The organism is Thermomonas fusca (assembly GCF_005862345.1).
GTDB classification, from domain to species: Bacteria; Pseudomonadota; Gammaproteobacteria; order Xanthomonadales; family Xanthomonadaceae; genus Thermomonas; species Thermomonas fusca.
Window position 1 is genome coordinate 242911 of record NZ_SROY01000002.1, and the last position, 23195, is coordinate 266105.

20 protein-coding genes are annotated in these 23195 nt (G+C 69.8%); 10 read left to right on the top strand and 10 right to left on the bottom strand.

Going from position 1 to position 23195, the window contains the following annotated elements; translation table 11 throughout:
• The first annotated feature begins 156 nt into the window (after positions 1 to 156).
• On the top strand, positions 157 to 408 hold the full coding sequence (locus E5S66_RS05370; protein WP_138348193.1) for a hypothetical protein: 252 nt from the start codon (positions 157 to 159) through the stop codon (positions 406 to 408).
• Positions 409 to 519: 111 nt separating this feature from the next.
• Entirely contained in the window at positions 520 to 984 is a 465-nt protein-coding gene (locus E5S66_RS05375; protein WP_138348195.1) for an SET domain-containing protein, read from the top strand.
• Between the two features lie 68 nt (positions 985 to 1052).
• Here the strand turns inward: E5S66_RS05375 and E5S66_RS05380 are convergent, their stop codons facing one another.
• Complete coding sequence (locus E5S66_RS05380) at positions 1053 to 1664, bottom strand: hypothetical protein (RefSeq protein WP_138348197.1); 612 nt, start codon at positions 1662 to 1664, stop codon at positions 1053 to 1055.
• A 66-nt stretch (positions 1665 to 1730) separates the two neighbouring features.
• A complete protein-coding gene (gene fusA, locus E5S66_RS05385) occupies positions 1731 to 3779 on the bottom strand; it encodes an elongation factor G (protein ID WP_138348199.1) in 2049 nt (682 codons plus the stop codon).
• Positions 3780 to 4048: 269 nt separating this feature from the next.
• Between fusA and E5S66_RS05390 the strand changes: the two genes are divergently transcribed.
• Positions 4049 to 4756 carry a glycine zipper 2TM domain-containing protein gene (locus tag E5S66_RS05390; protein ID WP_138348201.1) on the top strand — a complete coding sequence of 236 codons (708 nt, stop codon included), beginning with the start codon at positions 4049 to 4051 and terminating at the stop codon, positions 4754 to 4756.
• Positions 4757 to 4829: 73 nt separating this feature from the next.
• Here the strand turns inward: E5S66_RS05390 and E5S66_RS05395 are convergent, their stop codons facing one another.
• From E5S66_RS05395 to E5S66_RS05405, 3 genes are all read right to left on the bottom strand, one after another.
• Positions 4830 to 5333: a response regulator gene (locus E5S66_RS05395; protein WP_138348202.1), complete on the bottom strand. Its 504-nt coding sequence runs from the start codon at positions 5331 to 5333 to the stop codon at positions 4830 to 4832.
• Between the two features lie 165 nt (positions 5334 to 5498).
• On the bottom strand, positions 5499 to 6389 hold the full coding sequence (locus tag E5S66_RS05400) for a hypothetical protein (RefSeq protein ID WP_138348204.1): 891 nt from the start codon (positions 6387 to 6389) through the stop codon (positions 5499 to 5501).
• A gap of 8 nt (positions 6390 to 6397) precedes the next feature.
• Complete coding sequence (locus tag E5S66_RS05405) at positions 6398 to 8596, bottom strand: M1 family metallopeptidase (protein WP_138348206.1); 2199 nt, start codon at positions 8594 to 8596, stop codon at positions 6398 to 6400.
• A gap of 95 nt (positions 8597 to 8691) precedes the next feature.
• Here E5S66_RS05405 and E5S66_RS05410 point away from each other — a divergent pair, with 95 nt between their 5' ends.
• From E5S66_RS05410 to E5S66_RS05420, 3 genes are all read left to right on the top strand, one after another.
• Positions 8692 to 9045, top strand: a complete 354-nt coding sequence (locus E5S66_RS05410; RefSeq protein WP_028838879.1) for a GFA family protein — start codon at positions 8692 to 8694, stop codon at positions 9043 to 9045.
• Between the two features lie 39 nt (positions 9046 to 9084).
• Entirely contained in the window at positions 9085 to 11130 is a 2046-nt protein-coding gene (locus E5S66_RS05415) for a tetratricopeptide repeat-containing sulfotransferase family protein (RefSeq protein ID WP_342777274.1), read from the top strand.
• An 81-nt stretch (positions 11131 to 11211) separates the two neighbouring features.
• Positions 11212 to 13737 carry a TonB-dependent receptor gene (locus E5S66_RS05420; RefSeq protein ID WP_138348208.1) on the top strand — a complete coding sequence of 842 codons (2526 nt, stop codon included), beginning with the start codon at positions 11212 to 11214 and terminating at the stop codon, positions 13735 to 13737.
• Positions 13738 to 13827: 90 nt separating this feature from the next.
• Here E5S66_RS05420 and E5S66_RS05425 read toward each other — a convergent pair whose 3' ends face one another.
• The 4 genes from E5S66_RS05425 to E5S66_RS05440 form a co-directional block, all read right to left on the bottom strand.
• Positions 13828 to 14121 carry a hypothetical protein gene (locus E5S66_RS05425; protein WP_028838882.1) on the bottom strand — a complete coding sequence of 98 codons (294 nt, stop codon included), beginning with the start codon at positions 14119 to 14121 and terminating at the stop codon, positions 13828 to 13830.
• Positions 14122 to 14190: 69 nt separating this feature from the next.
• A complete protein-coding gene (locus E5S66_RS05430) occupies positions 14191 to 15135 on the bottom strand; it encodes a peptidylprolyl isomerase (protein WP_425472168.1) in 945 nt (314 codons plus the stop codon).
• A 33-nt stretch (positions 15136 to 15168) separates the two neighbouring features.
• Positions 15169 to 16470 carry a polyhydroxyalkanoate depolymerase gene (locus E5S66_RS05435; protein ID WP_138348694.1) on the bottom strand — a complete coding sequence of 434 codons (1302 nt, stop codon included), beginning with the start codon at positions 16468 to 16470 and terminating at the stop codon, positions 15169 to 15171.
• A 90-nt stretch (positions 16471 to 16560) separates the two neighbouring features.
• A complete protein-coding gene (locus E5S66_RS05440; protein ID WP_138348212.1) occupies positions 16561 to 17154 on the bottom strand; it encodes a class I SAM-dependent methyltransferase in 594 nt (197 codons plus the stop codon).
• Between the two features lie 117 nt (positions 17155 to 17271).
• Here E5S66_RS05440 and E5S66_RS05445 point away from each other — a divergent pair, with 117 nt between their 5' ends.
• Complete coding sequence (locus tag E5S66_RS05445) at positions 17272 to 17724, top strand: CopD family protein (RefSeq protein WP_138348214.1); 453 nt, start codon at positions 17272 to 17274, stop codon at positions 17722 to 17724.
• Between the two features lie 52 nt (positions 17725 to 17776).
• Here the strand turns inward: E5S66_RS05445 and E5S66_RS05450 are convergent, their stop codons facing one another.
• A complete protein-coding gene (locus tag E5S66_RS05450) occupies positions 17777 to 19492 on the bottom strand; it encodes an alkaline phosphatase (RefSeq protein ID WP_138348216.1) in 1716 nt (571 codons plus the stop codon).
• A gap of 104 nt (positions 19493 to 19596) precedes the next feature.
• Between E5S66_RS05450 and E5S66_RS05455 the strand changes: the two genes are divergently transcribed.
• The 3 genes from E5S66_RS05455 to E5S66_RS05465 all read left to right on the top strand — a co-directional run bounded on the left by E5S66_RS05455 (position 19597) and on the right by E5S66_RS05465 (position 23110).
• The gene (locus E5S66_RS05455) at positions 19597 to 20922 is read left to right on the top strand and encodes a dicarboxylate/amino acid:cation symporter (RefSeq protein ID WP_138348218.1); all 1326 of its coding nucleotides are present in this window, start codon (positions 19597 to 19599) and stop codon (positions 20920 to 20922) included.
• 46 nt (positions 20923 to 20968) lie between these two features.
• Entirely contained in the window at positions 20969 to 21730 is a 762-nt protein-coding gene (locus E5S66_RS05460; protein ID WP_171033478.1) for a flagellar brake protein, read from the top strand.
• A gap of 240 nt (positions 21731 to 21970) precedes the next feature.
• Positions 21971 to 23110: a DUF3182 family protein gene (locus tag E5S66_RS05465; RefSeq protein ID WP_171033479.1), complete on the top strand. Its 1140-nt coding sequence runs from the start codon at positions 21971 to 21973 to the stop codon at positions 23108 to 23110.
• Positions 23111 to 23195 lie beyond the last annotated feature (85 nt).

The window sequence follows — 23195 nt, forward strand, 5'->3', positions numbered from 1 at the left end:
ACAGCGGCAACGCATCGAAGCCGCCGGCCGTTGACGCGGGGGCGCGCAGGTTCCACGGATGACAGCTGTCAGCCGCGATGGCTGACGACGTCCCCTGCCGCCGGCAACACGGCTGCGGAAAATGGGCGGCGTCCAATCCGGACGCAGGAGAGTCCCATGCAGACCCAGACCCGATCCCGCACGGCATTCGCCGACCAGCTGCAGGCCAGCGTGGGAGAACTGGTGGAGCGCGCGGCCAGCGCCGCCCCCGGTCCGGAGCGTTCGCGGTTGTTGCGCTGGCTGCTGGTGGGCGGCGCCGTGTTCCTGCTCTGGCGGGTGGGGCGTAGCGCCAGGAAGCTGTTGTGGACGCTGTTCGGCATCGGCATGGCGCTGTACTGGAGCGGCGCCGCCGGCTGGCTGTTGCGCTGACTGGCAGCCGCCGCGGATCGATGGCGAGTGCACGCGTCGATCGGTCGGACACGCGGTGACGGGAACGGCGCGGCTGGGCACAATGGCCCTTCCCCAAGCCGCGCCGCACCGATGCCGAAGAAGATCGCCACCCGCAAGTCCGCCATCCACGGCAACGGCGTATTCGCCGCCCTGCCGATCGACAAGGGCGAGCGCCTGATCGAATACAAGGGCCGCCGCCGCAGCCACGAAGAGGTGGACGCCGGCGACAGCGGCGACATCGAGAGTGGCCACACTTTCCTGTTCACCCTCAACGAGGACTGGGTGATCGATGCCAACTTCGAGGGCAACGACGCGCGCTGGATCAACCACAGCTGCGCGCCGAACTGCGAGGCGGTGATGGTGGAGGACGAGGCCGAGCCGAAGAGGTCGCGCGTGTTCATCGAGGCGGTACGCGCCATCAAGCCCGGCGAAGAGCTGACCTACGACTACGGCATCACCCTGGCAGAGCGCCACACCCCGCGGCTGAAGAAGATCTGGGCCTGCCGCTGCGGCTCGAAGGACTGCACCGGCACCATGCTCAAGCCCAAGCGCTGAGCGCTTGCGGCGTATCGCTTTCCTGCGCGGGGCCAGCGCCTGGTGCAAGCCGTGAGGCGGTCGCCGCCCTATTGCTTCGCCAGGGTCGCGCGTTCGATCCGCCAGCCCGGATCGCCGCCCTCGACCACGCTGCGGTGCAGGACATAACGGCCGGTGTAGTGGTCGATGCGGCCGTCGCTCTGGCCGGCGGCCAGCTTCACCGGGATTTCGATGAAGCGCTGGCCGGCGCCCGCGTCGATGGGCCCCGGCGCGCCGATCTCGACGCTCACCCCGGTGGTGCCGGCGAAGCCGTCGGCGAACTGCGCCGCCGTCTGCGGATTCTGCCGCCACAGTGCATGCGCGCGTGCGAAGTCGCGGGCGTTGATGGCGGCGTAGTAGTCGCGCAACACCGCGACCGCGGCTTCGACGCCCGGCTCGGTCTGGGCGGTGGATGCGTCGGTGGTCGATGGCGCGATGCCGTCGCTTGGCGTCGCCGGGGCGGGCTGGGCGTCTTCGACGCGGCCGGGGTCGGGGGTCGATGCGCGGGGCGCGGGCATGCCGGTCGCAGAGCCGCCGTTCGCCTCCGGCTTCGGCAGGCTCTCTTCGGTGAGAGTGGCGTCTTCGCCGGCGGGTTCGCGGTCGCCGCAGGCGACCAGCAGCGCGGCCAGCAGCACGGCGGACAGGAGACGGAAACGGTGCATGGCGTGGTCCGGAAGCGGATGCGCGCACGATAGCGCGCATCCGTGAAACCAGCTGCGACGGAGCGCTCAGTCCTCGTCGTGGTGGGGCTTGTACGCCTCCGCCAGCTTCTTCTGCATCGGCGCCGGCACCGGTTCGTAGTGGCTGAAGTCCAGCGCGTAGCGGCCGCGCCCGGCGGTGGCGGATTTCAGCTCCGCGGCATAGCCCTCCAGTTCCGACAGCGGCACCTGCGCGCGGATCAGGATGTCGCCGCCGCGCAGGGTGTCGGTGCCGCTGATGCGGGCGCGCTTGGACGCAAGACCGCCGCTGACATCGCCCATGTGCTGCTCGGGTGCGCTGACTTCCAGCTCCACGATCGGCTCCAGCACCTGCGGCTGCGCCTTGCCGATGGCATCGAGGAAGGCACGTTTGCCGGCGGCGATGAAGGCGACCTCCTTGCTGTCCACCGGATGATGCTTGCCGTCGTAGACCACCACCCGCACGTCCTGGATCGGGAAGCCGGCCACCGCGCCTCCGGCCAGCACCTGGCGCACGCCTTTTTCCACCGCGGGCAGGAACTGGCCGGGGATGGTGCCACCCTTCACCTCGTCCACGAACTCGAAGCCGGCGCCGCGCGGCAGCGGCTCGATGCGCAGGAACACCTCGCCGAACTGGCCGGCGCCGCCGGTCTGCTTCTTGTGCCGGTGGTGGCCATCGGCCCTGCCGCTGATGGTTTCGCGGTAGGCGATGCGCGGCGGATGGGTGTTCACCTCCACCCCGAAGCGATCCTTGAGTCGCTGCAGCATCACCCGCAGGTGCAGATCGGACAGGCCGCGGATCACCGTCTCGTTGGTTTCGCCGTTGTGCTCGACCGCGAACGCCGGGTCTTCTTCGGCCAGCTTGTGCAGCGCGGTCGCCAGCTTCTGTTCCTGGCCCTTGCTGGCCGGTTCCACCGCCAGCCCGAACATCGGCTTCGGGAATGCCATCGGCGCGAGGTGGATGTGGTCCTCGTCGTGCGAATCGTGCAGCACCGCATCGAAATGCAGTTCGTCGATCTTCGCCACCGCGGCGATGTCGCCGGGAACCGCCTGGCTGATCTCGATATGGTCCTTGCCCCGCAGCCGGAACAGGTGCGCCACCTTGAACGGCTTGCGGCCGTCGTCGACGAACAGCTGCATGTCCTTGCGCACCGTGCCCTGGTAGACGCGGAAGATGCCCAGCTTGCCGACGAACGGGTCGTTGACGATCTTGAACACGTCGGCGATGACGTGCGCGTCCGGGTCGGGGCGCGCATCGACCGGCTGCGCGCCGTTGCCGCTGCCCTTCACGAACGGCGGCGGGTTGGCTTCGCCGGGATGCGGGAACAGCGTCTCGGCGATGTCCAGCCATTCCGGCACGCCCACGCCGCTGCGCGCGGAGACGAAGCACACCGGCACCAGGTGGCCTTCGCGCAGGCACTGCTCGAAGGCGTCGTGCAGCTCCGCGCCGGACAGGCCGCCCTCGCCGACGTCGAGGTAATGGTCCATCACCGTTTCGTTGATCTCCACCACCTGGTCGATGATCTTCTGGTGCCAGTCCGCCACCGCGCCAAGATCGCTTTCGCCCTGCTGGCTGCGGAAGCAATCGACCACCCGCGCGCCGTCGTCCGCCGGCAGGTTCAATGGCAGCAGCTCGGCGCCGAATTCCACCCGCAGCAGGTCCAGCAGCGCGGCCAGGTCGTGGCCGGCATGGTCGATCTTGTTGATCACGATGGCGCGGCACAGCCCGCGCTGTTTGGCGTACTCCATCATCCGGCGGGTGCCGTGGCCGATGCCGGTGTCGGCATCCACCACGACCGCCACGGTTTCCACCGCCGCCAGCGCGCCCAGCGCGGGGCCGCGGAAATCGGGATAGCCGGGGGTGTCGAGCAGGTTCAGGTGCAGCCCACCGCGGTCCACGCTGGCGATGCCGGCATCGATCGAATGGCCGCGTTCGCGTTCGAGCGGATCGAAGTCGGACACGGTATTGCCGCGTTCCACCGTGCCTGCCGTCTGGAGTGCGCCACCGGCATGCAGCAGGGCTTCGAACAGGGTGGTTTTGCCGGCGCCGGGGTGGCCCGCCAGGGCCACGTTGCGGATTTGTTGGGTCGAATAGGACATGAGCCCGTTCCTCCTTCGCGTGCGAATGGACGTGGCGTCATGGCTGTCCGCGTTTCGCGCCGGAGCGTTGGGCGCTCGGCGGGCGGTCATGGCGGGCATTCACCTTAGCGCAGCGGCGGCGATTGTCGTCTTGCGCTGCAGCATCGGACGGCTGTCGCCGCGCTAAACGGATTTGCCCGCGCACGCCCGGTTCAGCTTCGCGTCAAGCATGTCTGCGCAATCTGCAAACCGCGCCGGCCCTTTCCCTTTCCCGGCGACCGGAAACTGCCATGAAGCGTGTTATCGCCAGCCTGCTCGCCCTTGGCCTTGCCGCCGGCGGCAACGTCGCGTTCGCCCAGTCGGCGGGCTACGGCCGTTACGACGGTTCGGTCCAGGCCGAAGGCGACCGTTATTACGACTACGCGCGGGTGATCCGGGTCGACCCGGTGCTGGGCGGCAGTGGCTATCGCCAGGGCTACGGCAGCGACCGTCGCTGCTACGAAACCACCACTGCCGGCGGCTATGGCTATCGCGACGGCGGCTATCGCAACGACGACCGCTACGATGGCTATCGCAACGATGGCTACGACCGTCGCTACGGCGGCTATGACGGCCGCAACGATGGACGCTATGGCTATGGCGGCGAGACCGGGCGCAACGTCGCCACCGTGGTCGGTGGCATTGCCGGCGCGGTGCTGGGCAGCAAGGTCGGCGGCGGCAGCGGCAGCTACGCCGCGGCGGCGGTGGGTTCGATGCTGGGTGGCATGGCCGGGCGCGAGATTTACGACCAGAACCAGCGCGGTCGCCGCCAGGTCGGCACGGTGCGGGTCTGCGATCCCGAGCCGGTACGCAGTGGCTATCCGGGTTCGGGCTATCGCGATGGCGGTGCCGGCGGATACGACGTGACCTACGAGTACAACGGCCGCCGCTACACCCGGCGCATGGACTACCACCCGGGCGAGCGTGTCCGCGTGCTGGTCGGGGTGGAGCCGCAGTAAGCGTCTTGATCGCACGAATGGAGAAGGGGCCCTGCGGCCCCTTCTTCGTTTTTGCCGGCGCTGGGGTGCGCCTTCAGCGCGTGGCCGCAGCGATCTCGGTGCGGCGGTTGGCGTGGCGCGGCACGCCCTGTTCGTCCAGCAGGTGCTCGATGCGGCTGAACACTTCCGCGCGCGAAAAGGGTTTTTTCATGAAGTCGTCGGCGCCGATGCGCTGCACGTAGAACTGCTCGGTGGCCTGGGCGTTGCCGCTGATCATGATGATCGGCACGTCGTGGGTGACTTCATCCCGGCGCAGCTTGCGCAGCGCGCTGAAACCATCGATGCCGGGCAGGACGATGTCGAGGAAGATCAGGTCGGGGTGTTCGCGACGGGCGATCTCCAGCGCGCTCTCGCCGTCGTAGGCCACCAGCACTTCGAAATGGTTCTGCAGCAGCATCCGCTTGAGCAGGGCGACGATGGTCGGCGAATCGTCGACCACCAGGATGCGGAGGCCCGGGCGGGCGTTGCGGCGCTCGCGCTCGCGACGCTCGAGGACGCCGCCGTGCGCGGCTTCGGCATTGTCCGCATCCGCCTGCAACTGCGACGCAGCTTCCGTGGCCGGTGAAGCAGGCCTTGCCGCGGGCGTCGGCGCCGCAGCCGATCCGCCCTGCTGTGGGCGGACACGCTTGAACAGGTCGAAAAATCCCACGCCGCGGCTTCCCCAGATTGTCCCCGGGCGGCATCTTACCGTGAACCCGCCGGGTCAACGGCGGGCGTGGGCGTCCTCCGCCAGCGCGCGCAGGGCGAACAGCCGCGCCACCTTGCCCCAGGCCAGCGCGCCGGCGATGGCGCAGCCCAGCAGCAGCGCCAGCACGAAACCGCCCAGGCCGCTGGCGTCCACACGCTGGCGCAGCGCCACCGCGAGCAGCGCCAGCAGCAGGCTGCATACCGTCGGCAGCAGGTAGGCGGAAAGCACCGCCAGCGGGCGCCGGCACAGCAGCTTCACCCCGCGCCACCACGCCTTGAACGCCGAGCGCAGCCGCGCATCGGCAGCCAGCCAGCCGCGCCCGGCCTCGATGCCGGCGTGCGCCAGCAGCAACAGCAGGCCGCCGACCGCCAGCGCGATGTTGCGGCCCTGTTCGACGTCGGCGGCGACGATGGCCTCTTCGTGCAATTTGCCGTTGAGGCCCACGCCGGCCGCCAGGATCGCCGCGGCGGCGCCGAGCGGGATCACCGACCACAGCAGCAGGCGCAGCATCGGGCCGTATTCGCCGATGCCGCCGCGCAGCAGCTCGCCGAAGCGCAATGGGGTGGGGCTGCGTGCGGCGACGACGGTGGCGCCGGCCAGCAGCGGCGACAGCAGCAGCATCAGGATTGCGCTGTTCCAGATGCCTTCGGACAGCACCGCCAGCGGCGCGCCTTCCGCCATCAGGCTTTCGACCAGCAGCGTCGGCGCGGTGCCCGCGGCGATGGCGGGCGCCTGCAGCGAGTGGTCGAGCAGGCCGCCCAGCCAGCTCCATGCGGGCAGCGTGGCGAGCAGGGAGGAGCACAGGGCGGCCACTACCCAGAGCAGCAGGAGGCGCCACTGCAGGGCGCCGGCAAGGGCGCGGGGCAGGGCGGAGCGGGCACGCAGCGGACGATTGGTGATGTTCATGGCGCGCCTCAGATGGTGGCCAGCAGGGCGAAGAAGGATTGCAGCAGGGCGGTGAAATCGCCGAACCAGCGGCGTGCCGCGGCCGGCTGCGACTCCAGCGTGCGGCTGTCGTTGAGGCGGCTGGCATCCATCCGCAGCAGTCCCTGCGGATCCAGCTGGGCCGAGGTCGCCTTGGCGCGCGTGGTCACCACGAAGCGCTGCCAGCTTTCCTGCGAGGTGACCGCGAAGTCGCGGTGGCTGCCGTCGGCGAAGCTGATGCGCAGGGTCTGCGGCGGCTTGATCGCGTCGCGACGCACCACCACCACGGTGCGGTAGGGGAAGGCGCCTTCTCCGTCCTTCGCTTCCGGGTGCTTGTCCTTCCAGGCCTTGCGGCGCTTCTCGATGGCCTTGTCGATGGCCTTGCCATCGACCAGTACCGGCTTGCCCTTGTACTCGTGGTAGCCCGGCAGCGGCAGCACTTCGCGGCTGGACAGGCTTTCGATGCGGTCGTCGGTGCGGCCGGTGCCGTAGAAGTAGGCATCGAACGCGCCGTTGACAATGGCCGGCTTGCCGGTGCCCTCGGCCAGCGCCTCGCGCAGGTCGGCCAGCGAGGGGTGGCGGAACTTCCAGCGCTCGTAATAGAGCTTCATCGCCCGTTCCATCGCCGGCGTGCCAACCAGCATCTCGATCTGGCGCATGGCGGTGGCAGTGCGCGAATACACGGTGCCGTAGCTGCCGCTGGACAGGCGCGCCCACGAGTTGCGGCCCAGCGGGTCAGCCGGGTCGGACAGGCTGGCGCCCAGCCGTTCCATGTCGAACGGGGCCAGGCGGGTGCCGATGCCCAGCCAACGCGTCCACGGACGCTCCAGCGCCAGGTCCTGCCTGCGCGCGGTCATCATCCGCTGGTCCCAGTACTCGTTCATGCCCTCGTCGAGCATCGGTTCCTCGAACTCGTTGGAGGCGAGGATCCCGTAGAAATAGCCGTGGCCGAACTCGTGCACGGTGACGAAGTCCAGCATCCAGCGGCCGATGCTGCCGGGTTCCACCATCTTGGTGCTGTCGGCGGTGAAGAAGGTCGGATATTCCATGCCGCCGGCTTCGTCGGCGCCGTAGGGCGGCACCACCGCGGTGGCGGTCTTGTACGGGTACGGGCCGAGCGTCTTCGAGAAATAGTCCAGCGAGTCGATGGTGGCCTGCAGCACGGGCTCCGCGTTGGAGGCGTAGTCGGGGGTGTACAGCACCTTGACCTCGACCGGTCCGCGCGGGCCCTGCCAGGTCTTCACCAGCGGCTTGGCGTAGCGCCTGTCGGCGGTCCAGGCGAAGTCGTGGACGTCGTGCTGGACGTAGCGGTGGGTGGTCTTGCCGTCCTTGGTCACCGGTGCGCCGACCTGCTGGCCGGTGGCGCCGACGGTGTAGTCCTTCGGCACGGTGAGGCGCACGTCGTAGCTGCCGAAATCGGCGAAGAACTCGCTGTGCAGGTGGAACTCGTGCGCGTTCCAGCGCGGCGCGGTGGCGCCACGCTCGCCCGGCAGTTCCAGCACGCCGATCTTCGGGAACCACTGCGCGATCAGGTGGAAGCTGCCGTAGTAGCCGGTGCGCGCCACCACCCGCGGCAGCTGGTCGAAGAAGTCGATGTCCAGCGTGGTGGTTGCCCCCGCCGCCACCGGCTGCGGCAGGTCGATGCGGACCACGCTACGGTCGGTCTTCGGGCCGCCGTCCGGCTGCACGAAGCTCCATTTCGCCGGCGCGCCGTTCTGCACCACCTTGTCGAGACGGATGTAGCCGTACTCGCCGTCCTTGGTGGCGACGTTGCTGCGGAAGCCGCTGCTGCTGGCCCGCTGCTCGGTCATGAAGGTGCTGCCGGGGCCGTCGAAGCCGTTGAGGTACAGGTGCACATAGACGCTGCATACCGGCTGCGCACTGCGGTTGCGCCAGCTCAGCTGCTGCTTGCCGCGCAGGGTGTGCTTGACCGGGTCCAGCTCGGCGTCGATGGAATACGAGGCCACGCGATCCGACAGGGTGGCGGCGTCGGCCTTGCGCGGCCCGCCCCAGGCGTCCGCGCCGCTGGGTGCGCGCACCGCACCTGCGTCGGCGGCGGCCAGCGGGATGGCGGGGCAGCTGGTGGCTGACGCGCCGGGCGCGGCAGCGACGGGAGTCTTGGCCAGCAATGGAACCGATGACAGCGCGAGCAAGGTGGACAGGGCGACTGCGACCCGTTGGCTGTGCATGGGTTCTCCGGTGAATGCGGGCAAGGTTGCCGCCACGATGTGCGAAGCGGCGGGACGTGGCAACATGCCGGTAGTCACGGCCGACGGGAGAGGGCATGACAATCCACCAGGGCAGCTGCCATTGCGGCGCGATCGCGTTCACCGTTGAAGGCCCGATCGAGGCGGCCATCGACTGCAACTGCTCGCTGTGCCGCCGCCGCGGCGGCCTGCTGGCGTTCTTCCCGCGCGAGGCGCTGGTGCTGCGCACGCCGGAAGCCGACATGGCGACTTACACCTTCAACACCCATGCCATCCACCATCACTTCTGCCCGACCTGCGGGGTGGCGCCCTTCAGCGAGGGCATCGATCCGCGCAGCGGCGAGGCGATGGCGGCGGTCAATCTGCGCTGCCTGCCGGACCTCGACCTGTCGTCGCTGAAGGTCACCGCCTACGACGGCGCAAGCCGCTGACGTGCAGGGACGGGCGACGGACATGGGACGGGGACGCGCATGCAGACCATGACCGCCCCGGCACCGACCGCCGACGTCGAGCGCGCGCTGGCGAACGCCCTGCAGCTGCTGGCCGCCGACCCCGCGTTGGCCGCGGAGCAGGCCCGCGAGGTGCTGGTGGTGGCGCCCGGGCATCCCGCTGCCGAACTGCTGCTGGGCATGGCTGACACCGCACGCGGCGACTTCGACGCCGCGCAGCAGCGGCTTGACCGGCTGGCACGCGCGCAGCCCCGCTCGGCGATGACCTGGCTGGAATTGGCGCGGGCGCGCACCGGCGCCGGCCGCCGGGTGGACGCGCTGACCTGCGCCGAGCGCGCGGTGGCGCTGCAGCCGGCCCTGCCCGGTGCTTGGCTGGCGCTGGCCGACCTGCGTTTCGCCGCCGGTGACGACGACGGCGCCGATGCCGCCTACCTCCAGCATGTGCGCCACAGCGCGCACGATCCGGCGCTGATGGTGGCCGCCGATGCACTGGCCCGCGGCGACCTGCCCGAGGCCGAAACCCGCCTGCGTGCGCGGCTGGCGCGCCAGCCCGGCGACGTGGCGGCGCTGCGCATGCTGGCCGAGCTGGCGGTGCGGCTGGGCCGCAACGAGGAAGCCGCGCTGCTGCTGGAACATGCGCTGGAGCGCGCGCCCGGCTTCGATGCCGCGCGCCAGAACTACGCCGCCGTGCTCAACCGTGGCAACCGCCACGCCGAGGCGTTGGCCGAGATCGACCGCCTGCTGGAGCGCGATCCGGGCAACCAGCCGCTGCGCAACATGCGCGCGGTGGTGCTGGGCAAGCTGGGCGATTTCGACGGTGCCATCGACACCTACGAAGCCGTGCTGGCGCGCGCCCCGGCCCAGTGGCAGGTCTGGCTGGGCTACGGCCATGCGCTCAAGACCGCCAACCGCAGCGCCGATGCGGTGGCCGCGTACCGCCGCGCGATCGCGCTGAACCCCGGCTTCGGCGGCGCGTGGTGGAGCCTGGCCAACCTCAAGACGGTGCGCTTCGACGCCGCCGACATCGAGGCGATGCGCGCGCAGCTGCGCCGCAACGACCTCGACGACGACGCCCGCCTGCATTTCGAGTTCGCGCTCGGCAAGGCGATGGAGGATGCCGGCGACCACGGCGAAGCGTTCGTCCACTACGCCCGTGGCAACGCGCTGCGGCGCAGCCAGCTGCCGTTCGACGCCGCGCTGGGCCGCGAGCGCACCCGCCGCGCCATCCGCACCTACACCCGCGACTTCTTCGCCGAGCGCGAAGGCGCGGGGTGCACGGCCCCGGATCCGATCTTCGTGGTCGGCATGCCGCGCGCCGGCTCCACCCTGATCGAGCAGATCCTCTCCAGCCACCCGCGGGTGGAAGGCACGATGGAGCTGCCGGCGTTGATCGCGATCACCCGCGAGCTGCGCCAGCGCGACGGCAATCCGGAGACCACCTCCTATCACGACGTGCTGGCCGGGCTGGACCGCGCCGAGCTGGAAACGCTGGGCCGGGACTACCTGCGCCGGGCGCAGCCGCACCGGCGCGAGGGACGGCCGCTGTTCATCGACAAGATGCCGAACAACTTCGCCCACGTCGGCCTGATCCAGGCGATCCTGCCGAACGCGAAGATCATCGATGCGCGCCGGCACCCGCTGGCCTGCTGCTTCTCCAACTTCAAGCAGCATTTCGCCCGCGGCCAGGCCTTCAGCTACGGTCTGGCCGACATGGGCCACTACTACGCCGACTACGTGGCGCTGATGGCGCACTTCGACGAAGTGCTGCCGGGCCGCGTCCACCGCGTGATCTACGAGGACATGGTGGCCGACACCGAGGCGCAGGTGCGCGCGCTGCTGGACTACTGCGGGCTGGAATTCGACCAGCGCTGCCTGCGCTTTTTCGAGAACGAGCGGGCGGTGCGCACCGCCAGTTCCGAACAGGTGCGCCGGCCGATCTACCGCGAGGGGCTGGACCAGTGGCGGCATTTCGCGCCGTGGCTGGGGCCGCTGGAACAGGCGCTGGGGCCGGTATTGACCCGCTATCCGGCGGTGCCGCCGGCCGCGGAGTTGCCGGCCTGGCGCTGAAGGTGCGTAATCGGTCGAGCGGCAGGGGGGCTGCGACACCGCACAACAACGATGAGTGCCACAACTGGAGGGGAGTCCACGATGCAAGCAAGCAAACGCAATCGCCGGCGTAACGGCGATACATACCGCAGTTTCCGCAGGATCCCGCTGGCCGCCGCGGTGGCGCTGGCGTTCGCCGCGCCGGCTTGGGCGCAGGATGCCGCGCCGCCGCAGAAGGAGCGCGAGGCACGCACCCTTGATACCGTCACGGTGACCGCGCAGAAGCGCGAGGAAAACCTGCAGAAGGTGCCGATCAGCCTGCAGGTGCTGGGCAATTCCCAGCTCGAGCAGCAGAACGTCGCTTCGTTCGCCGACTACGCCAAGATGATCCCCAGCCTGAGCTACGGCACCGCCGGCGGCGGCGTGTTCTCCGGACCGGGCTTCGTGCAGGTGTACATGCGCGGCGTGGCCAGCGGCGGCGACGGCAACCACTCCGGCTCGCAGCCCAGCGTGGGCATGTACCTGGACGAGCAGCCGATCACCACCATCCAGGGTGCGCTCGACATCCACATGTACGACATCGACCGGGTCGAGGCGCTGGCCGGTCCGCAGGGCACTCTGTACGGCGCCAGCTCGCAGTCGGGCACGGTGCGCATCATCACCCGCAAGCCCGATCCGTCCGGGTTCTCGGCCGGCGTGGCAGCGGAGGTCAACGCCATCGACGGCGGCGGCATCGGCCACGTGCTGGAAGGCTTCGTCAACCTGCCGATCAAGGAGAACACCGCGGCGGTGCGCCTGGTGGGCTGGCAGAAGCACGACGCCGGCTATGTCGACAACCTGCACGGCACCCGCACCTATCCCACCTCGGGCATCGTCGACGACAACGCCGACCTGGCGGAGAAGAACTACAACACCGCCGATACCGTCGGCATGCGCGCGGCGCTGCGCTTCGACATCAACGACCGCTGGACCATCACCCCGCACGTCATCGCGCAGAAGCAGAAGGCCTACGGCAGCGCCGGCATCGACCCGATGGTGGGCAGCGCCGCCGCCGGTTACGACGCTTCCAGCGGCGAGATGGCGGTCAAGCACTTCTACCCCGAGTTCTCCGACGACCGCTGGTACCAGGCGGCAATGACGGTGGAAGGCAAGATCGGCAACTTCGACCTGACCTACGTGTTCTCGCACCTCAAGCGCGACGTCGATTCCGCGTCCGACTACAGCGACTACGGCTACTGGTATGACGCGCTGGCCGGTTACGGCGCCTACTTCTATGACGACAACGGCGATCTGATCAACCCGGCCCAGCACATCGATGCCAAGGACGGCTACAAGCGCACCAGCCACGAGCTGCGCATCGCCTCGCCGCAGGACAACCGGGTGCGGCTGGTGGCGGGCCTGTTCTGGCAGCAGCAGAGCCACGACATCGAGCAGCGCTACCGCATCGACGGCCTGGCGAGTGATCTGTCGGTGAGCGGTTGGCCGGAAACCATCTGGTTGACCCAGCAGGATCGCCGCGACCGCGACCAGGCGGTGTTCGGCCAGGTCAGCTTCGATGCCACCGACAAGCTGGAACTGACTGCGGGCGGCCGCTGGTTCCGCTCCGAGAACGGGCTGAAGGGCTACTTCGGCTTCGCCAACGGCTATTCCTCCGGCAGCAGCCTGGATCCGGCCGACCGCTACGGCGAGGCCGGCTGCCTGGCGCAGTACGGCGCGCCCTCGAACTGGGAGCCGTACGACGGCGCCCCGTGCAAGGTGGTGGACAAACAGGTCAAGGAGAACGACGCCACCTATCGCCTCAACGCCACCTGGAAGATCGACGACAAGAAGCTGGTGTACGCCACCTGGTCGCAGGGCTACCGGCCCGGCGGCATCAACCGTCGCGGCACGCTGCCGCCGTACGTCTCCGACTTCCTAACCAACTACGAGGCCGGCTGGAAGACCTCGTGGGCGGACGGCACGCTGATCTTCAATGGCGCGGTGTTCCGCGAGAACTGGAAGGACTTCCAGTTCTCCTACCTGGGCCAGAACGGGCTGACCGAAATCCGCAACGCCAACCAGGCGCGGATCGATGGCGTGGAACTGGACCTGAGCTGGGCGGCCACCTACAACCTGCAGTTCACCGGCAGTTTCGCCTGGTACGACGCCAAGCTGACCGAGAACTTCTGCGGCTGGCTGAAGCCGGACGGCAAGCCGGAAACCGTCTGCCCTGCCGGCACGCTGGACCCGAACGGCGATGCGGTGGACGGCCCGCAGGCCGCGGCCGGCACCTCGCTGCCGGTGACGCCGCGCTTCAAGGGTGCGCTGAGTGCCCGCTACAGCTTCGAGCTGGGCTCGGGCGAGGCGTACTGGCAGGCTTCGCTGTCGCACGCGGGCAAGCGGCGGGTGGACATGCGCGGTGCCGAAACCGCGTTGCTGGGCTATCTCGATGGCTACACGCTGGTCGACCTGTCGACGGGCTGGCGCAAGGACAGCTGGTCGGTCGACCTGTTCCTGAAGAACGCCTTCGACGAGCGCGCGCAGATGAGCCGGTTCGCCCAGTGCGCCGCGCTGACCTGTGGCGCGGAGCCCTACACGGTGATTGCGCAGCCGCGCACGTTCGGGGTGCGGGTCAGCAAGGAGTTCTGATCCGGCGCCGACCGGACGATGCAACGGAGAAGGCGGCCTCGGCCGCCTTTTCCGTTCGTGATGCACAGGCCGGTGGCGCTGCGGGTGGCCTCAGCCTTCGTCCTGTTCGAATTCGGCGACCACGTCGAGGTCGAACGCCAGCGCCTCCACCGTCTGCCGCACCTTCTGCGCGGCCGCCGCGTTGGGTGCGTCGATCTCGAGTTCATGGGTATCCGGCCCCTCGACGTCGCTCAGCCCCGCCGAGCTGGAATCGGCGTCGTCCATGTGCGGCATCAGGTCGTCGACTTCCTCGACGTGCTCGATGCCGTCCAGGCTCTGCAACAGGTTGCTGATCGCGCGGACATCGTCCTCGCTGCCGGTCAGGCGGATGCGCATCATGGGCATGGTGGCGGTTTCCAGGGAAGGAAGGCGCAGGCTAGGCGGAGCCAGGCGAACGCCGGGTGATGGCGCCGCTCACGGGGCCGGGCGCACCGGCAGGCTGACGTTGCACAGGTCGATGTGGCCGGCAGGCTGGGTGTAGAAGTCGTCCACCCGGTTGCGGCGCGCCTCGGTGGCGTCGATGAACGCCTGGCTGTCGGTGCGCAGCAGCTGCAGCGGGGTGCGCTGCGCCTCGGGCACCTCGCTGGCCAGCTTGATCGACACGATCGGCGCGCGCTGTTCCGGCTTCTCGTAGAAGCCCATCGGCGCCGGCCCGCGCGGGGTCACGCTGAGCAGTTCCATGCCCTTGACCACCCGGCCCACCACGGTCAGCTGGTGGTCCAGCGCGCGCGGGGCCTGGCCGATGACGACGTAGAGTTCGGCGCCGATGCTGCTGTCGGGCGCGCTGTTGCGGCCGGCGCCGAGCACGCCGTAGCAGTGGGCCATCCACAGCTTGCCGGTCTTGGGGTCGCGCGCGGCCGGCATGCCGTCGGCGAAGCCGACCTGCGGCGCCCAGCCGTCCACGTCGGGAAGGCGGTCGAAGCGCACGCCCTTGTCGCTGCGGGTGAATTCCGCCGGCAGATGGGTCCTGGTGCCGGCCGGGTAGGGCTTGGCCTTGCCGGCTTCCTCGCCGTCGGGATCGCCGAACTGGACCACGAAATTGTCCTGCGAGCGGTAGATGGTCAGCCCGTCCCAGAAGCCGCCCTTGGCCATCGCCTTGATGTTGGCCACGTGCTCGGGCGCGAAGCCCGGCGCCAGCTCGATCACCACCCGCCCGGACGGCAGCTCCATGTACAGGGTGTTGGCCGGGTCGAGGCTGCGCCAGGCGCTGGCCGGGGCGGCGTCGATGATCTCCTGCGCCGACTTGCGCTTGGGCGGCTGAGCGCCGTCCGCGGCGATGGCGGGTACCGCGATGGTGGCGGCAACGGCGAAGGCGAGCAGGGCGTGGCGCATGGCGGTCATCCTCGGCGAAAGCGGCAAGCATAGCCGCCAGCGGTGCCGCCGGTGCGCAGGTCAGCGGCGCGGCGTGGCCTTTTTCGCGGGCGGTGCCTTCACCGCCGGCGCGGTGGGCTTGCCGGCATGCGCGGCGATGAAGGCGCGCACCTGCGGATACACCTGGGTGCGCCAGCGGCGGCCGCTGAAGATGCCGTAGTGGCCGGCCCCGGCCACGGTCAGGTGCTTGCGGTCGGCGTCGGCGATGCCGGTGCACAGCTCGTGCGCGGCGCGGGTCTGGCCCTGCCCGGAAATGTCGTCCAGCTCACCCTCGATGGTGAGCAGGGCGCAGCCCTGGATCTTCGAGGGGTCGACCCGCTCGCCGGCCACGTCCCACAGCCCACGCGGCAGCAGCTGCTGCTGGAACACGGTGCGGATGGTGTCGAGGTAGTACTCGGCGGGCATGTCGAGCACCGCGTTGTACTCGTCATAGAACTTGCGGTGCGACTGCGCCGAACTGAGGTCGCCCTTGACCAGGTCCTGGTAGAAGTCCCAGTGCGAGGTCGAGTGACGCTCCGGGTTCATCGCCACGAAGCCGAGGTGCTGCAGGAAGCCCGGGTACACGCGGCGGCCGGCGCCTGGATAGTTGGCCGGCACGGTGTGGATGACGTTGTTCTCGAACCACCACAGCGGCTGGCGGGTGGCGAGGTTGTTGACCGAGGTGGGCGACTGGCGGGTGTCGATCGGCCCGCCCATCATCGTCATCGACTTCGGCAGCGCCTCGCCGCGCGCCGCCATCAGCGAGATCGCCGCCAGCACCGGCACGGTGGGCTGGCAGACGCTGATCACGTGCAGGCGCTCGACGCCGATGTGGCGGATGAACTCCTGCACGTAGGCGATGTAGTCGTCGAGGGTGAACGCGCCTTCGCTGGCGGGCACCATGCGCGCGTCGGTCCAGTCGGTGATGTAGACCTTGTGGTCGGCCAGCAGGGTGCGCACGGTGTCGCGCAGCAGGGTGGCGTGGTGGCCGGACAGCGGGGCGACAACCAGCACGGTGGGGTCGTCCTTCATCCGCGCCAGGCCGTCGGCCTGGTCGTGGTAGCGCTTGAAGCGCAGCAGCCGGCAGAACGGCTTCTCCAGCGCCACGCGCTCGACCACCGGGATCGACAGGCCTTCCACCTCGATCTGGTGGATGCCGAATTCGGGCTTCTCGTAATCCTTGCCCAGCCGGTACATCAACTCGAACGCGGCCGCGGTGCGGGGTGCGCCGGGCAGCGCCGACAGCCAGCTGTCCTGCGCGGAATACATCTTCGCGCCGGCGTCGGCCCAATAGGTATAGGGCGCAAGGCCCGCCCGCCAGAATTCGTGCAGTTGGTACAGCAGCATGGTGAGTCTTGGGTCGCCCCGGATTGCGGCAGTGCAGCATAACCCATGGGAATGACGGGGCCGTGATCGCTATCCCGGTTCCGCCGATCAGTCCGGCAGTTCCAGCGCGGTGGCGTGCGGCACCAGCGCCGGCGACAGCCAGCAGTGCGAACCCAGCGGGCGCAGACCAAGCGCGCGCAGGCGCTGGCGATAGAACGCTGCGCTGCGCTGCTTGAAGCCGTGTTCGTCGCCCTCCGCGCCGTCGCCGCGGGCGAACGCCTCGATGAAGGCCACGCCGCCGCACAGCTCGGCCAGCGCGGGCAGGCCGCGGTCGAGTTCGCGGGTGTCCAGGTAATGCAGCACGTCGCTGCAGACCAGCAGGTCTGCGGGCGGGCAGGGGCGAAGATGCTCGAAATCGGCGAAGCGCGCGTGGTGCAGGTTGCGGCGGCGGCCATGGCGGGCGATGGCGTAGTCGCTGCTGTCGAAGCCCAGGTACTGCGCGTGCGGGCGCAGCTTCAGCAGCGGCGCGCGCCACGCACCCTCGCCGCAGCCGATGTCCAGCACGCTGCGGATCGGCCGCTCCAGGTGGTATTCGGCGGTCGCCACCGCCAGCGCCACCTTGCGCGCCAGCCGCGCGGCGTGGCCGATGCCGCCGTGGCGGTACCAGCGGTCGAAGTAGGCGCGGTCGTAGGTCTTGGTCATCGTGTGCGTATCATCCGCCGGTTGTCATCGTCGAGGGTCGCGCCAGCGGCGGCGGCGAAGGCGCATCGGCCCGCGCCCGCGCGGGCACGGCGAATTGAAACATTCCGGAGCGACCGCATGGCCTACTACCTGCTGACCAAGACCTTCCACCTGGTGTTCGTGATCGCCTGGATGGCGGCGGTGTTCTACCTGCCGCGGATCCTGGTCAACATCGCCGAGGCCGGCGAGTCGCAGGAGGTGCGCGCGCGGCTGCTGTTGATGGGGCGGCGGCTGTACCGCTTCGGCCACGTGATGTTCGGCATCGCGTTCGTGCTGGGGCTGGTGCTGTGGCTGGGCTACCGGGTGCTGCCGGCGTTCCCGACCATGGTCGGCGCGGGCACCGCGTGGCTGCATGCCAAGCTGGGTCTGGTGGTGCTGCTGTTCGCGTTCTACATCGTCAGCGGGCGCTGGCTGAAGGGCGTCGAGCGCGGCCGGACGCTGCCGTCGGGCAAGGCGCTGCGCTGGTTCAACGAGCTGCCGCTGCCGGCGCTGGTGGCGATCGTCTGGCTGGTGCTGGCCAAGCCGTTCTGATCCGCCGTCGGCTTCGCGGCGTACGGACAGCACTCGCGAAGCCGGATCCCGGTCAGGGCCGGGCCGGCGGCGGCTGACGGAAGGTTTCGATCCGCGGCAGCTCCACCGGCACGCCGTTGCCGTCGCACAGCCGCTTCGCGCACAGCGTCGCGCGCAGGCGCGGGGTGGCCTGCACGATGATGTGGTACAGCGCGTTCTGCTCCAGCGTGCCGCGCACGGCCTGGCTGCCCGGGCCGCGTGCCCAGACGCCGACATCGTCGCCGCCATGGCTTTCGGCGCCCAGTGGCACCAGCGCTTCCTGCAGGTAATCCGGGTCGGTGGTGTCAACGTCGGCCAGGTCCGGGCGGCCGCTGGCGGGCGCGAGCTGCTGCTTCGGCCAGTGCGGGTAGCGCTTGGGGCCGGCAGGCTGGGCGTCGCTGGCGCCGGTGTTGCCGGGGCCGTTGGCGTAGACGAGGGTGGTGTAGGGCTGGCCATCGAGATCCAGCGCCAGCTTGCCCGGCTCGCCGTCGAAGCTGTTGCTGCCGCGCACCTTGCCCAGGATCGGGTTGCCGCGGGCGGGATAGCCGACGAAGCCGAGGGTGTGCGCGTGGTCGGCCGTCACCAGGATCAGGGTGTCGTCGGCGGAGGTTGCCTGCATCGCCGCGCGCACCGCGTCGGAGAGCGCGATGGTGTCGTCGAGCGCGCGGAACGCATTGCCCTCGTGGTGGGCCATGTCGATGCGCGCGGCTTCCACCATCAACACGTAGCCCTCGCCCTTGCCCGACAGATGGGCGATGGCGGTGCGGGTCATTTCCGCCAGGCTGGGTTCGCCTGCGCCGCTGGCGATGCGGTCGCGGTCGTACTGCATGTGGTCGTGGTTGAACAGGCCCAGCACGCTGGGCGCGCCGGCCGTGGCGGCGAGCTGCGCGGCGCTGGTGGCATACGCGCCCTGCGGGTGGGCGCGCTGCCATTCGGCGATCAGGTCGCGGCCGTCGCGGCGCAGGCCGTGCTTGTCGGGCTGCTGCGGGTCGGCCTGCGCGCTGGTGAGGAATTCCTTGCGCCCCCCGCCCAGCACGATGGATGGGCCGCGCCCGTCCTGCGTCGCCTCGATCAGCTGGCGGGCGATGTCCTTGCAGCCTTCGGCCACCGCGTTTGCCGGCAGCGCGGCATCGTTCTCCCAGTTGCGGTTGGGTACATGCGCGTAGGTGGCGGCCGGGGTGGCGTGGGTGATCCGGGAGGTGGTGACGATGCCGGTGGCCATGCCGGCGGCGTCGGCCAATTCGAGCCAGGTCTGCGCGTGCTTGCCCAGGCTGCCGGCGCAGTCGTTCTTGTCGCCGGCATGCACGCCGATGGCGCCCATGTGCGATTTCACCCCGGTGGTGATGGCGGTCATGGTGCCGGCCGAATCGGGGGTCTGCGCATCGGTGTTGTAGGTCTTGGCCAGCGCGGTGGCGGGGAAGCTTTCCCACGACAACAGATGCTCCTCGCCGCTGCCGCCGTTGCGCTGGCCTTCGAGGATGCGCGCGGCGGCCACCGTGGCCAGGCTCATGCCGTCGCCGAGGAACACGATCACGTTGCGGGCGCGGCCGGCCATGGCGCCGCGCTGCGCGGCCTGCGCGGCGCCGTTGCGATACCACCAGGCCGGCGTTTCGCCGCCGGGATGGACGACTGCCGGCACTTCCACCATCACGTTGGCGGCGGGCGGCGCGATCGCAGGCGGGGTGCCGGCGCAGGCGGCGAGGGTCAGGCCGCAGGCAAGCGGCAGCAGGCGCAGATGCAGATTGGTCATCGCGCCATTATGAATGGTCACCATGTCCGCAGTGTTGCGCGGATGGCGCTGACGCCGGGGCGGCGCTCCGGTATCGTTCGACGGTCTTTCCCGGGGTTACGCGCATGTTCGACTGGTGGTTCCGCATCAAGTTCTGGAAGCGCGTGGTGCTGGGCTTCGTGTTCGGTGCGCTGGCCGGCTGGGCGTTCGGCAAGGATGCGGAAACCTGGTTCGGGCCGATCGGCGACCTCTACGTCACCCTGATCATGATGATCGCGGTGCCGCTGGTGTTCTTCGCGGTGATCAACGCGGTGGCCTCGCTGAGCGGGCAGAAGTCGATCGCCGCGCTGGCCGGCCGCACCTTCGCCTGGTTCGCCTTCACCGCCGTGCTGGCGGTGGGCGTGGGCCTGCTGTTCGGCTGGATCATCCAGCCCGGCAGCGGCGTCGGCGTGCTGCAGATCGCCTCCGACTACAAGCCCAAGGACGTGCCGGGCGCGCTGGACATGCTGCTCAACCTGGTGCCGGCCAACCCGTTCCAGGCGCTGGGCGGCGCCGCCACCGCCAAGCTGGCCGACGGCACCAAGGTGCTGGTGCCGCGCAGCGGCACCGTGCTGCAGGTGATCTTCTTCGCCGGCCTGGTCGGCTTCGCGATGGTCAAGCTGGGCGACAAGGTCACGGGGGTGCGCAAGCTGGTGGGCGAAGCCAGCGACGTGATGATCCAGGTGACCCGCTACGTGCTGGAGTTCACCCCGTTCGGCACCTTCGGCCTGATCGCCGCGCTGGTGGGCGGCTACGGCTTCGAGCAGCTGCGCCCGCTGCTGAGCTTCGTGGTGGCGTTGTACCTTGCCTGCGCCTTCCACATCGTGGTGGTGTACAGCGGCCTTTTGCTGGCGCACGGCCTGAATCCGCTGAAGTTCTTCCGCGGCGCCGCGCCGGGCATGCAGGTGGCGTTCGTGGCGTCGAGCAGCTATGCCGCGCTGCCGGCGTCGCTGCGCAGCGTCACCCACAACCTGGGCGTCGACAAGGACTACGCGGCGTTCGCGGTGCCGTTGGGCGCGACCATCAAGATGGACGGCTGCGGCGCGATCTACCCGGCGCTGGCGGCGGTGTTCATTTCGCAGTACGCCGGGATCGAGCTGTCGCTGTCGCAGTACCTGATCATCGCGCTGGCCTCGGTGCTGGGCAGTTTCGGCACCGCCGGCGTGCCCGGCACGGCGGTGATCATGGCCACGGTGGTGCTGAGCGCGGCCGGGCTGCCGCTGGAAACCATCGGCTACCTGTATGCCATCGACCGCGTGCTGGACATGATGCGCACCATGACCAACGTGACCGGGCAGATCCTGGTGCCGGTGCTGGTGGCGCGGGAAACCGGGCTGCTGGACCGGGACATCTACGAAGCGGCGCCCACCAATGTCGGGGTGCGCGAGGGCGACCTGGCCGACGCGGAGTGAGCGCCGCGATCAAGCATCGCCGCCGGCGAGCCGTTAAGCTTGGATGATGAGCGAAGTTTCGCCCCCTTCCGAGCTGGACGCGGCCGACCTGGACGGCTATTACGACAAGTTCTACGTCCACGACCTCGGCGAGATCCGCCACCACCTGCAGCGGCTGGCGGGCGAACGCTGTGCGCTGACGGTGCGCGCGGAAGGCAGCGACCACAGCATGGCGACCATGCTGCTGCGGGTGGACGAGGCCTCGCTGTGGATCGACGTGCCGTCCAGCCGCAAGCTGCTGGATGACTGGATGGGCGCGCACCTGCTGCGCATCGAAGGCAGCATCGACCGCGCCGCGCTGCGTTTTTCCGCCGGCCCGGCCTGGCTGGACAGCTTCGAGGACAAGCCGGCGCTGCGGCTGTCATTGCCGGCGCGGATGCTGTATCTGCAGCGGCGCGAGTTCATGCGGCGCGAACCGCCCAGCGGCACTCTGGTCTGTCACCTGCGCCTGCCCGACGGCGGCCATGAGGTCCGGGCCAGCATCCGCGACATCGGCGGCGGCGGGCTGGCCATCGTTGCAACCCGCGCGGAAGCCACGTTCAAGACCGGCGACGTGCTGGAGGGCTGCCGGATCGAGCTGCCGGATATCGGCGAGGTGGAAGTGAACCTGCAGATCCGCCACGTGCTGACGCGCGGCCATATCGGCTATGACGCGGCGCAGGCCGGCTGCGAGTTCGTCGGGCTTACTCCCGCGGCGCAGCGCAAGCTGTTCCGCTACCTGATGCAGCTGGATCGCGACCAGCTGGCGCGCCGGCGCGGGCTGGAATAGCGCGGCAGGACAGGCATTTCCGGAACCCGCCGCTGGCGGGTTTTTTGTTGCCGGACGGACGCGATGGTCCGGTGAGAAATGAGGCCGGGTTCCCTGAACATTCTGCGAAAGGGGGAAAAATCTGCACTACCGGCGCTGCAGGGGGCGGCGTTTGGTGGGATTCCCGTCATCCACGCCTCGCCACAATCCCGAGGCAAGGCGGCGTTTTCAAGTCCGCTGACCACGCACGAGGACATCGGGATGACTGCAACGCTGCGGCAGCAGGTGACGAGGACGACGGCAACCCGGTGGTCGGCGCTGCCGGTCGAGATTTCGGTGGCGGAATGCGGCGACGGGCGCGACCCGCACGAGCTGGCGGTGCTGCAATGCGCGGCCGGCCGGCTGGCCGAGCTGTTCGGCGCCCGGCGGGTGGCGGCGGCAGCGCCGCTGCCTCCGTGCGGCCGCTACTGGATTCCCTCCTCCACGTTGTTGCGGCCCGAAGCGTCGGCGCTGGGCGTCAGCGACGGCAGCCAGCTGTGGGGCGGGATCGTGCCGGCGGCCTGGGTCGCCACCAAGCTGGTCAGCCATCCGCGCCGCGGCCGTCGCGCCGCGGCGCCGAAGGGCTGGATCGACATCATCGGCCTGGAGGACTGCACGCTGCCGGGCTGGTCGGTGTTCTGCCGCGATGACGCGTTGGCCGCCGGGCTGGAACTGCTGCGCGGCGGCGCGGTGCGCCTGAAGCACCCGCAGGAGCGCGGCGGGCAGGGCCAGCGCGTGGTCCGCAGCGGAGAGGAACTGGGCAACTGGCTGGATGCGGCATCGCCGCAGTCGCTGCAGCAGGGGCTGGTACTGGAACGCGACCTCGCCGAATCGACCACCTTCAGCGTCGGCTTCAGCACCCTGCCGGGCGGGCATCGCATCGCCTATGTCGGCACCCAGCGCAACCTCATCACCCCGCAGGGCGTGGCCGGGTACGGCGGCTCGCGGCTGGAGGTGGTGCGCGGCGGCTTCGCCGAGCTGGAAGCGACCCAGCGCCCGGGCAAGGCGCGCACCGCGGTGCAGGCGGCCAGCCGCTACGACGCGGTCATCCGCCATGCCTACGGGGTGGTGGCCAGCCGCTGCAACTACGACGTGATTGCCGGGGTCGACCGGTTGGGGCGGCGGCACCACGGGGTGCTGGAACAGTCGTGGCGCTTCGGCGGCGCGAGCATGGCCGAACTGCTGGCGATCGAACGCTTCACCCTGCTGCCGGGGCTGCAACGGGTGGTGGCCGAAACCGTGGAAAGCTTCGCCGGCGAGCGCGTCCCGGCGGGCGCGGTAATGACATGGCGCGGCGACGCGCGTTCGCCGTGCAAGTACGCGCGCATCGTCGAGGAGGAAAGCGCCGGCCTGGCGGCGTGAGTCGCCGTCGCGCCCGCGCGGCATGACATTTCCGCAACACCCGGCCGGGTACAACTGCAGCAGCGTGCCGTCCGCCATCGCCCGA

Excerpts from the sequence above, each read along its gene's own strand:
- E5S66_RS05440 (WP_138348212.1), bottom strand. The coding sequence starts at position 17,154 with ATGACCAAGACCTACGACCGCGCCTACTTCGACCGCTGGTACCGCCAC.
- E5S66_RS05370 (WP_138348193.1), top strand. The coding sequence starts at position 157 with ATGCAGACCCAGACCCGATCCCGCACGGCATTCGCCGACCAGCTGCAG.
- fusA (WP_138348199.1), bottom strand. The coding sequence starts at position 3,779 with ATGTCCTATTCGACCCAACAAATCCGCAACGTGGCCCTGGCGGGCCAC.
- E5S66_RS05415 (WP_342777274.1), top strand. The coding sequence starts at position 9,085 with ATGCAGACCATGACCGCCCCGGCACCGACCGCCGACGTCGAGCGCGCG.
- E5S66_RS05460 (WP_171033478.1), top strand. The coding sequence starts at position 20,969 with ATGAGCGAAGTTTCGCCCCCTTCCGAGCTGGACGCGGCCGACCTGGAC.
- E5S66_RS05465 (WP_171033479.1), top strand. The coding sequence starts at position 21,971 with ATGACTGCAACGCTGCGGCAGCAGGTGACGAGGACGACGGCAACCCGG.
- E5S66_RS05410 (WP_028838879.1), top strand. The coding sequence starts at position 8,692 with ATGACAATCCACCAGGGCAGCTGCCATTGCGGCGCGATCGCGTTCACC.
- E5S66_RS05400 (WP_138348204.1), bottom strand. The coding sequence starts at position 6,389 with ATGAACATCACCAATCGTCCGCTGCGTGCCCGCTCCGCCCTGCCCCGC.
- E5S66_RS05455 (WP_138348218.1), top strand. The coding sequence starts at position 19,597 with ATGTTCGACTGGTGGTTCCGCATCAAGTTCTGGAAGCGCGTGGTGCTG.
- E5S66_RS05390 (WP_138348201.1), top strand. The coding sequence starts at position 4,049 with ATGAAGCGTGTTATCGCCAGCCTGCTCGCCCTTGGCCTTGCCGCCGGC.
- E5S66_RS05425 (WP_028838882.1), bottom strand. The coding sequence starts at position 14,121 with ATGCCCATGATGCGCATCCGCCTGACCGGCAGCGAGGACGATGTCCGC.
- E5S66_RS05405 (WP_138348206.1), bottom strand. The coding sequence starts at position 8,596 with ATGCACAGCCAACGGGTCGCAGTCGCCCTGTCCACCTTGCTCGCGCTG.
- E5S66_RS05445 (WP_138348214.1), top strand. The coding sequence starts at position 17,272 with ATGGCCTACTACCTGCTGACCAAGACCTTCCACCTGGTGTTCGTGATC.
- E5S66_RS05450 (WP_138348216.1), bottom strand. The coding sequence starts at position 19,492 with ATGACCAATCTGCATCTGCGCCTGCTGCCGCTTGCCTGCGGCCTGACC.
- E5S66_RS05420 (WP_138348208.1), top strand. The coding sequence starts at position 11,212 with ATGCAAGCAAGCAAACGCAATCGCCGGCGTAACGGCGATACATACCGC.
- E5S66_RS05380 (WP_138348197.1), bottom strand. The coding sequence starts at position 1,664 with ATGCACCGTTTCCGTCTCCTGTCCGCCGTGCTGCTGGCCGCGCTGCTG.
- E5S66_RS05375 (WP_138348195.1), top strand. The coding sequence starts at position 520 with ATGCCGAAGAAGATCGCCACCCGCAAGTCCGCCATCCACGGCAACGGC.